Origin of the sequence: Streptomyces tremellae, assembly GCF_039540215.1 — a bacterium.
Classification (GTDB): Bacteria; Actinomycetota; Actinomycetes; order Streptomycetales; family Streptomycetaceae; genus Streptomyces; species Streptomyces tremellae.
Window position 1 is genome coordinate 1 of the sequence record NZ_BAABEP010000162.1, and the last position, 701, is coordinate 701.

Consider the following 701-nt stretch of genomic DNA (forward strand, 5'->3'; position numbering starts at 1 on the left):
TGGGTGATGTGGTGGGGCGGCACGAGAGTCTGCGGACGCGTTTTCCGCAGGTGGAGGGGGAGCCGTTCCAGGAGGTCGTGCCGGTGGGTGAGGCGGGTGTGGGTCTGCCTGTGATGCCGGTCGCGGTAGGGGAGTTGGAGGCGGAGGTCGGGCGGGCGTGTTCGTACACGTTCGATCTGGCGGGTGAACTGCCTGTGCGTGCGGCGCTGTTCGTGCCGGTCTCCGGCACGTCCCCGGTCGGTGATGTGTCTCCGGTCTCCGGCACGTCCCCGGTCGGTGACGTGTCTCCGGTCTCCGGCACGTCGCCGGTCCCTGACGCGTCGGTGGTGTCGGGGGAGTGCGTGCTGGTGCTCGTGGTGCACCACATCGCGGGCGACGGGTGGTCCATGAGCCCGCTGTTGCGGGACCTCTCGGCCGCCTACACCGCCCGTCGTGCCGGTCGGGCGCCCGGCTGGGAGCCGCTGCCGGTGCAGTACGCGGACTACGCGCTGTGGCAGCGGACGCTGCTCGGTGACGCGGACGATCCGGACAGTGTGCTGGCCGGTCAGGTCGCCTACTGGCGCAAGCAGTTGGACGGCGCGCCCGCGGAACTCGAACTCCCGGTCGACCGGCGCCGGCCCCAGGTGGCCGGCCACCGCGGTGGCTGGGTGCGGCTGGCCCTGCCGGCCGACCTGCATGCCGCGCTCGCGGAGTTGGCGGTG

1 protein-coding gene is annotated in these 701 nt (G+C 72.5%); it reads left to right on the top strand.

Translation table 11 applies throughout. From position 1 onward, the window contains the following. Positions 1 to 98 precede the first annotated feature (98 nt). Positions 99 to 701 (top strand): condensation domain-containing protein (locus tag ABEA77_RS33820; protein WP_345655984.1); only part of this gene is annotated, 603 nt, incomplete at its 3' end.